At 63.0% G+C, this 8618-nt stretch carries 7 protein-coding genes and 2 tRNA genes; 2 read left to right on the top strand and 7 right to left on the bottom strand.

Translation table 11 applies throughout. The annotated features are described in order from the left end of the window. From AC1MHZ_RS22650 to uvrB, 3 genes are all read right to left on the bottom strand, one after another. A tRNA-Ala gene (locus tag AC1MHZ_RS22650) sits at positions 1 to 76 on the bottom strand. Between the two features lie 333 nt (positions 77 to 409). Then, positions 410 to 1891, bottom strand: a complete 1482-nt coding sequence (gltX, locus tag AC1MHZ_RS22645) for a glutamate--tRNA ligase (protein WP_084855042.1) — start codon at positions 1889 to 1891, stop codon at positions 410 to 412. Positions 1892 to 2055: 164 nt separating this feature from the next. Further along, entirely contained in the window at positions 2056 to 4071 is a 2016-nt protein-coding gene (gene uvrB, locus AC1MHZ_RS22640) for an excinuclease ABC subunit UvrB (protein WP_368829251.1), read from the bottom strand. 277 nt (positions 4072 to 4348) lie between these two features. On the opposite strand from uvrB, the gene AC1MHZ_RS22635 reads away from it, so the two are divergent. Continuing rightward, entirely contained in the window at positions 4349 to 5545 is a 1197-nt protein-coding gene (locus AC1MHZ_RS22635) for an amino acid aminotransferase (RefSeq protein WP_324813962.1), read from the top strand. A 63-nt stretch (positions 5546 to 5608) separates the two neighbouring features. Beyond that, positions 5609 to 5684: transfer RNA gene (locus tag AC1MHZ_RS22630), tRNA-Asn, on the top strand. A gap of 65 nt (positions 5685 to 5749) precedes the next feature. Here AC1MHZ_RS22630 and AC1MHZ_RS22625 read toward each other — a convergent pair. The 4 genes from AC1MHZ_RS22625 to AC1MHZ_RS22610 all read right to left on the bottom strand — a co-directional run bounded on the left by AC1MHZ_RS22625 (position 5750) and on the right by AC1MHZ_RS22610 (position 8529). Next, complete coding sequence (locus AC1MHZ_RS22625) at positions 5750 to 6163, bottom strand: cupin domain-containing protein (protein WP_084855039.1); 414 nt, start codon at positions 6161 to 6163, stop codon at positions 5750 to 5752. A gap of 158 nt (positions 6164 to 6321) precedes the next feature. Further along, positions 6322 to 6879 carry a DUF1285 domain-containing protein gene (locus tag AC1MHZ_RS22620; protein ID WP_084855038.1) on the bottom strand — a complete coding sequence of 186 codons (558 nt, stop codon included), beginning with the start codon at positions 6877 to 6879 and terminating at the stop codon, positions 6322 to 6324. Positions 6880 to 6889: 10 nt separating this feature from the next. Beyond that, complete coding sequence (locus tag AC1MHZ_RS22615) at positions 6890 to 7495, bottom strand: DUF4823 domain-containing protein (protein ID WP_084855037.1); 606 nt, start codon at positions 7493 to 7495, stop codon at positions 6890 to 6892. Positions 7496 to 7560: 65 nt separating this feature from the next. Then, positions 7561 to 8529, bottom strand: a complete 969-nt coding sequence (locus tag AC1MHZ_RS22610) for a GTP 3',8-cyclase MoaA (RefSeq protein WP_084855036.1) — start codon at positions 8527 to 8529, stop codon at positions 7561 to 7563. Between the last annotated feature and the right edge of the window lie 89 nt (positions 8530 to 8618).

The raw sequence follows: 8618 nt of genomic DNA, 5'->3' as shown, positions 1-8618 counted from the left end.
TGGTGGAGCTAAGCGGGATCGAACCGCTGACCTCCTGCATGCCATGCAGGCGCTCTCCCAGCTGAGCTATAGCCCCACAATGTTGCGCTGAACTCGAATCACCGGCTGGGTGCCTGGCGTTTCGTTTTAGCTCATCGCTGTGGACGGGGCGCATATTAAGTTCCGATTGCTGGGCTGTCAAACATATTTTTGAAAATATCCAAAAATTTTTTCACAGATAACAATCACTTATCGCCCTGCCCCGTTTTCGAGGCCACTTGCTCCTGCAAGCGAGGATTGCAGGAGCGGCCTTGCGCCGCGAAAGGGCCGCACAGCGGCCCCATGGGCTTGGCATCAAGATGCAAACACGGGGACCGCATTGCGGTCCTTTCGCGGCGCAAGGCCGCTCCTACAGGGTTGCGCAAAACCTTCAGGCGATGGTCGCCAGCAGCTTCTCCCACTCCTTGTTTTCCTTCTTCGACACGCCGCCGAGCAGGTCCAGGGCCTGGCGCAGACGATAGCGGGTCAGGTCAGGGCCGAGAATCTCCATGGCATCGAGCACCGAGACCGAGCTGGCCTGGCCGGTGATCGCAGCGAACATCAGCGGCATGGCGTCACGCAGCTTCAGCTCCAGCGCTTCGACCACGGCCTGGATGCAGCCGGTGATACGGTCCTTTTCCCACTGGCGCAGGCTCTCGAGCTTCCACAGGATCAACTGCATCACCTGGCGTACCTGGTCAGCGGACAGCTTCTTGCTTTCGAACAGCTTGGCGTCGAGCTTCAGGCCGCCTTCGAAGAAGAAGCCACCCAGCGGGGCGATCTGGCTGAAGGTTTCGACCCGGCCCTGTACATGGGGGGCGATCTTCATCATGTAGTCGCTGTTGAAGGCCCACTTCTGCACGCGTGCGGCGAACTCTTCCACCGGCAGGTCGCGCAGCCACTGGCCGTTGAGCCAGGACAGCTTCTCGATGTCGAAGATCGGGCCGCCCAGGGAGATACGCGACAGGTCGAAGTGCTCGACCATTTCGGCCAGGGAGAACTTCTCGCGCTCGTCGGGCATCGACCAGCCCATGCGGCCCAGGTAGTTGAGCATCGCCTCGGGCATGAAGCCCATGCGCTCGTAGAAGGTCACCGAGGTCGGGTTCTTGCGCTTGGACAGCTTGCTCTTGTCGGGGTTGCGCAGCAGCGGCATGTAGCACAGCTTGGGCTGCTCCCAACCGAAGTACTCGTACAGTTTGATCAGCTTCGGTGCCGATGGCAGCCATTCTTCGCCGCGCAGGACGTGGGTGATGCCCATCAGGTGATCATCGACCACGTTGGCCAGGAAGTACGTCGGCAGGCCGTCGTTCTTCATCAGCACCTGCATGTCCATGCGGTCCCATGGGATCTCGACGTCGCCACGGAGCATGTCCGGCACCACGCAAACGCCCTCGCTCGGCACCTTCATGCGGATCACGTGGGGTTCGCCGGCATCCAGGCGGCGCTGCACTTCCTCGGCGCTCAGCAACAGGGCGCGACCGTCGTAGCGCGGGGTCTCGCCGCGGGCCATCTGCTCGGCACGCATCTGCTCCAGCTCTTCGGCAGTGCAGAAGCAATAGAAGGCGTGGCCGGCATCCACCAACTGCTTGGCGTACTTGGCATAGATCTCGCCGCGCTCGCTCTGCCGGTAGGGGCCATGGGGACCACCGACGTCCGGGCCCTCGTTCCACTCGATGCCGAGCCAACGCAGGGCGTCGAAGATCTGCTGTTCCGACTCACGGGTCGAGCGCAGCTGGTCGGTGTCTTCGATACGCAGGATGAACTCACCGCCGTGCTGCTTGGCGAAGCAGTAGTTGAACAGGGCGATGTAGGCGGTGCCGACATGGGGATCGCCGGTGGGCGATGGCGCGATGCGCGTGCGAACGGTGGTCATGGAGAGTCTCGAACGAAAGATGAAACAAAGGCCGAATGGTAGCAGGGAGCAGGCGTCGGGCTCCAGCGATGGCGCGCAGGCGAATGTCGACGGCCGCTGCGGCCTTCTGCAGCTTTGGAGGCTGGGCCGTCCTTATCGCGGGACAAGCCCGCTCCTACAGGCGCTCAGCTGGCGATCAGGCGATCGCGCAACTGGGCAATTTCATCGCGCAGCTGCGCCGCGGCCTCGAACTCCAGGTCGCGAGCCAACTGGAACATTTTCTCTTCCAGTAGCTTGATGCGCTTGGTGATCTGGGCCGGGGTCTGCAGCTCGGCCTCGTAGCGGGCGCTCTCCTCTGCCGCCTTGGCCATGGCCTTGCGTTTCTTGCTTCGCCCGCCGGGCACGCTGGCGCCTTCCATGATGTCGGTGATGTCCTTGACCACGCCCTTGGGCACGATGCCGTGGGCCTGGTTGAAGTCGATCTGCTTGGCCCGGCGCCGCTCGGTCTCGTCGATGGCCCGCTGCATGGAACCGGTGACCTGGTCGGCATAGAGGATCGCCTTGCCGTTGAGGTTGCGTGCGGCCCGGCCGATGGTCTGGATCAACGAACGCTCCGAGCGCAGGAAACCTTCCTTGTCGGCATCGAGAATGGCCACCAGGGACACTTCGGGCATGTCCAGACCTTCGCGCAGCAGGTTGATACCCACCAGCACGTCGAAGGTGCCCAGGCGCAGGTCCCGGATGATCTCCACCCGCTCGACGGTGTCGATGTCCGAGTGCAGGTAGCGCACACGCACGTCGTGGTCGGCCAGGTAGTCGGTGAGGTCTTCGGCCATGCGCTTGGTCAGGGTGGTGGCCAGCACCCGCTCGCCTGCCGCGACTCGCTTGCCGATCTCCGAAAGCAGGTCGTCGACCTGGGTCAGCGCTGGGCGCACCTCCACCTGAGGGTCCACCAGGCCGGTGGGCCGGACCACCTGCTCCACTACCCTGCCGGCATGCTCGGCCTCGTAGGGGCCGGGCGTGGCGGACACGAAGATGGTCTGCGGGCTGACCGCCTCCCATTCATCGAAGCGCATGGGGCGGTTGTCCAGCGCCGACGGCAGGCGGAAGCCGTACTCCACCAGCGTTTCCTTGCGCGAGCGGTCGCCCTTGTACATGGCGCCGACCTGGGGAACGCTGACGTGGGACTCATCGATCACCAGCAGCGCATCGGCCGGCAGGTAGTCGTACAAGGTAGGTGGCGGCGCGCCGGCCGGACGCCCGGACAGGTAGCGCGAGTAGTTCTCGATGCCATTGCAATAGCCCAGCTCCAGGATCATCTCCAGGTCGAAGCGGGTGCGCTGCTCCAGGCGCTGGGCCTCCACCAGCTTGTTGGCCTTGTGCAGGTACTCCAGGCGGTCCTTGAGTTCTTCCTTGATGCCCTCCACCGCTTCGAGCAGGGTTTCGCGCGGGGTGACGTAGTGGCTCTTGGGGTAGAAGGTGAAGCGCGGCAGCTTGCGGATGACCTCGCCGGTGAGCGGGTCGAAGGCGGCGATGTTCTCCACCTCGTCGTCGAACAGCTCGATGCGGATGGCTTCGAGGTCCGATTCGGCCGGGAAGATGTCGACCACATCGCCACGCACGCGGAAGGTGGCGCGGGCGAAGTCCATCTCGTTGCGGGTGTACTGCAGGTCCGCCAGGCGGCGCAACAAGGCACGCTGGTCGAGCTTGTCGCCGCGATCGACGTGCAGGACCATCTTCAGGTAGGTCTCCGGGCTGCCCAGGCCGTAGATGCACGACACCGTGGTGACGATGATGGCATCGCGGCGCTCCAGCAGTGCCTTGGTCGCCGACAGGCGCATCTGCTCGATATGGTCATTGATCGAGGCGTCCTTCTCGATGAAGGTGTCCGACGACGGCACGTAGGCTTCCGGCTGGTAGTAGTCGTAATAGGAAACGAAATACTCCACCGCGTTGTTCGGGAAGAACGCCTTGAACTCGCCATACAGCTGCGCGGCGAGGGTCTTGTTCGGTGCCAGCACCAGGGTCGGGCGCTGCACCTGCTGGATGACGTTGGCGATGCTGAAGGTCTTGCCCGAGCCGGTCACCCCGAGCAGGGTCTGGTGCGAAAGCCCGGCCTCGATGCCCTCGACCATCAAACGGATGGCCTCGGGCTGGTCGCCGGCCGGCTGGAAACGGGTGACGAGCTGGAACTCGGACATGACGGACCTCGTGGATGACGCGGCAACTGTAAATTTAGCCAGTAGTCTAACCCAAATGAGCGCACCCGGCGCCCGTTTCAAGGACTGGCCTTTCAGTGGACCGGGCAATTAGACCAATGGTCGAAAAATATTCGCACAAAAGCCCGCAAAAGCTGCGCCAGACTGTCGCGGTGACCGGTCGGTATCACTATACTGACTCCCCGTTTGCGCACCGCTTCAACGCACTCGGCCGGAGCGTGCGCGCCCTATCACTCTCCAATTCAGAGCCAAGGTAACAATGAGCCTGTTTTCCGCTGTCGAGCTGGCACCCCGCGACCCCATCCTGGGCCTCAACGAAGCATTCAACGCCGATACCCGTACCGCCAAGGTCAACCTGGGCGTGGGCGTCTATTGCAATGAGGAAGGCCGTATCCCGCTGTTGCGCGCGGTGATCGAAGCCGAGACCCAGCGTGCCGCTCAGCATGCCTCCCGCGGCTACCTGCCGATCGACGGTATCGCCACCTACGACCAGGCGGTGCAAAAGCTGCTGTTCGGCGCCGAATCGCCGCTGCTGGCCGCAGGCCGCGTGGTGACCGTGCAGGCGGTCGGCGGCACCGGTGCTCTGAAGATCGGCGCGGACTTCCTCAAGCGCCTCTCCCCCGACGCCGTGGTCGCCATCAGCGACCCGAGCTGGGAAAACCACCGCGCCCTGTTCGAAACCGCCGGTTTCCCGGTGCAGAACTACCGTTACTACGACGCACCGAGCAACGACGTCGACCGCGCCGGCATGCTCGAAGACCTGAACAACCTGCCGTCCGGCTCGATCATCGTCCTGCACGCCTGCTGCCACAACCCGACCGGCGTCGACCTGGGTCTGGACGACTGGAAGAACGTCCTGGAAGTGGTCAAGGCCAAGGGCCACGTGCCGTTCCTCGACATGGCCTACCAGGGCTTCGGCGATGGCATCGCCGAAGACGCCTTCGCCGTGCGCCTGTTCGCCGAGTCGGGCCTGGACTTCTTCGTCTCCAGCTCGTTCTCCAAGTCGTTCTCGCTGTACGGCGAGCGCGTCGGCGCCCTGTCGATCGTCACCGGCTCCAAGGACGAAAGCACCCGTGTGCTGTCCCAGGTCAAGCGCGTGATCCGGACCACCTACTCCAACCCGCCGACCCACGGTGCCAGCATCGTCGCCGCCGTGCTCAACAGCACTGAGCTGCGCCAGATGTGGGAAGCCGAGCTGGGCGAGATGCGTGGCCGCATCCATGGCATGCGCAAGCAGATGGTCGAGCTGCTGGCCGAATACGGTGCCAAGCGCGATTTCAGCTTCGTCGGTCGCCAGCGCGGCATGTTCTCCTACTCGGGCCTGACCGCCGAGCAGGTCGGCCGCCTGAAGGACGAGTTCGGCATCTATGCCCTGGATACCGGTCGTATCTGCGTGGCCGCGCTGAACCAGAGCAACATCCACGTGGTCACCAAGGCCATCGTCGAAGTGCTGTAACCCATTGATTGCCAGGGGGTAAGCTTGACTTCCCCCTGGCTATCAGTAAGATACGCAGCAGATTCCGCGATAGCTCAGTCGGTAGAGCAAATGACTGTTAATCATTGGGTCCCTGGTTCGAGTCCAGGTCGCGGAGCCAAACACTGAAAAAACCTCCAGTTGCGCAAGCACTGGAGGTTTTTTCGTTTCTGCCGCCTGCACTCGCTATTTCAACGGTTCGGTCACCGGCCTGCCTTCGTCCACCAGGCTCCAGACCAGCAGCTTGGCCGGAGCGGATTCGCTGGCGTTGCGAGACACACTGTGCACGGTGCCAGGCGCTTCGTACCAATATTCACCGGCCCTGTAGGTCCTCTCCTGGTCATCGTTGAGCTTCGATACCACCGAACCTTCGAGTACGTAGGCCATCACCGCGCCAGGGTGCTGGTGGGCGGGCGATGCCTGGCCCGGGGCATAGTGGACGGTGAGCATCACGGCTTTCTTGCCGGGCGCATTGCTAGGGCGCTGTTCCTGTAGGACCTTGACCTGGTCAGGTTGCTCGCCGTGGGCCCAGGCGGGAGCCTGGATGCCTGTCACGCTGAAGGCAAGCAGCACGGCAAGGGATAGACGGGGGATGTTCATGGCGTTCTCCTGTGGGCGATTGCCAGCAGGTTATGCCCGGGTGGCTTGCGGACAAATGGCCAATACAAGGAAAAACCAGGAGGCCTATCGATACGTGTGCTGTGCACCTGCAGGAGCACCTTGTGCCGCGAAAGGGCTGCAAGGCAGCCCCAGCATTCTCAAAGACGCCCCACAGGATAGAACGCCCCGCCGCTCCAAACCCCAAGCCACTCCTGGCCCTCGATTTCACGCGGCACCGCCAGCTCCACCAACTGGTAGAACACATTGCGATGGATCAGCGCCTCGAGGTTACTGCGCATCAGAATATAGGGCGAAGGCTCCTGGGTCAGGGGATCGATCTCGACCCGCAGCGGATGCTCCGGGCCCGCCTCGACCTGGTCATCGACATTGCTGGTAAAGCGCAGCACCTGCTGCTCGCCACTGCCCTGCACCTCCAGCAGCACGGCGACGAAGGGTGCGTCATCGACCCGGATTCCGACCTTCTCCACCGGCGTAACCAGGAAATAATCATCGCCATCGCGGCGAATGATGGTGGAAAACAACCGGACCATCGGCTTGCGCCCGATCGGCGTACCCAGGTAGTACCAGGTCCCGTCGCGGGCGATGCGCATGTCGATGTCGCCGCAGAAATCCGGGTTCCACAGGTGTACCGGAGGCAATCCCTTTTCCTTGGGGATCTGTGCCAAGAGATCATTGGCCTTGCCGGTATCCGTCATCACCCTATCCTCAACGACTCATGCCCAGGAGACTACGAGCGTAATCGCGCATGGGGGGGCCAAGCAAATCTTCCGGCGCCTTGTCGTGGAACGTCAACAAACCGCCACGGCTCTTGATCCGCGCCGTATCGATCAAATAGCGGGTGCTGGTCTCGATCAGCATCATCTGCACCACACCGGTATCGACCCCCAGGCGATCGACGGCTTGCTCGTCGTACCATTCGTCCCCATTGCCGATGCGGTCATCGGTCCGCGCGAAACGGGTGTAGAGCACATAATGGGCGCCCACCGAGCGGGCTTCGGCCAGCGCCTCCTCCAGCCCCAGCGGCCCTTGGGCGCGACGCACCAGCGGGAAGTATTCGACGAAGCTCTTGTAGGCTTCCTCGGCCACCACGTTCGGCCGGGGCACCGGCCCCTTGCCCGGCGGTGCGAAATGCCCCTGGCCGATGAAGATGAACGAGTCGGGCTGCAGGCGCACCGACAGGCTGCGCCGGGTATCGCTGTGGTCCAGCAGCCCGGCATCGCTCATGTGGTAGCGAACCCCCTCGCCCATATCACTGACATTCATGCAACCGCCCAGCGCCAACAGCGCCAGCGACAAGACCAGCCTACGCATTCTTCCTCCAGAAACCGGCGACGAAAAACCGGCGAATAGCCGCCAGATGCAGCTTTTACGCCAGGTCAGCCGCCGATCACCTTCATCACCGTCACGCCGCCGGAAAACGCCAGGTCCTGCTTATCCGCCAGGGCCTTGACCAGCAAGCGTTGCAAGGCCGGTAGGGCTTGGTGGCGAGGCTTTTCCAGAAGGTCGCCGACGAAATGCCGGCTACCTGATGACAGACAGCCGTGCAACCAGCCCGTGGAGGACAAGCGCAGCCGTGAGCAGGTCCGGCAGAACGGCACGCTCTCGTTGGCGATCACGCCAAAATGGCCTTTGCTGGCCACTCGATAGCGCAAGGCGGTGGCATCCAGTGGCGCGCTGGCCTGCTGGAAGGCATGGGCCTGGCCAATCAGATCGAGCAATTGTTCGAGGCCGACGAATTGCTGAAGAAATGCGTTGTGGTCGCGGGCAAGATGGCCCATGCGCATCAGCTCGATGAAGCGCAATTCGTAACCTCGCTCCAGGCAGTAGTCGAGCAGTGGCAATACCTGATCCAGGTTCTGCCCGCGCATGGGTACCATGTTCACCTTGATGCCCATGCCGGCGGCACTGGCCTGCTCCATGCCAGCCAGCACCGTGGCCAGGTCGCCGCCACGGGCAATGCGACGGAAGGCGTCGGGGTCGAGCGTGTCGAGGGACACATTCAGACGACGGATACCGGCGGCCTTGAGCAATGGGAGTTTGCGCGAGAGCAACTGGCCGTTGGTGGTCAGGCCAATATCCGCCAGGCCCAGCGTTCCGACTGCTTCGAGAAAGGCCTCGAGGCGCGGGCTGACCAACGGCTCGCCACCAGTGATACGCAGCCGCTCGATCCCGGCAGCTTCGACCAGGTAGGCCACGCCACGGGCCATCAATTCGGCCGGGAGCTCATCCTGTGCCGCCACAAGGCGCTTGCCATCAGGCACGCAGTACGTACAGGCATAGTTGCAGGCAGCCGTCAGGCTGACACGCAGGTTGCGAAAGCGCCTGCCTTGACGATCGACGATCATGGGTGGGACTCCGGCACGGATGAATCAGGGCCGGCAAAACCTGACTCATAAATCAGGTTTTTGCAAGCCCCAACTTCTGGCCGGCTAGC

The organism is Pseudomonas sp. FA-1 (genome assembly GCF_056856075.1).
This window is presented reverse-complemented; position numbering and strand designations above follow the sequence as displayed.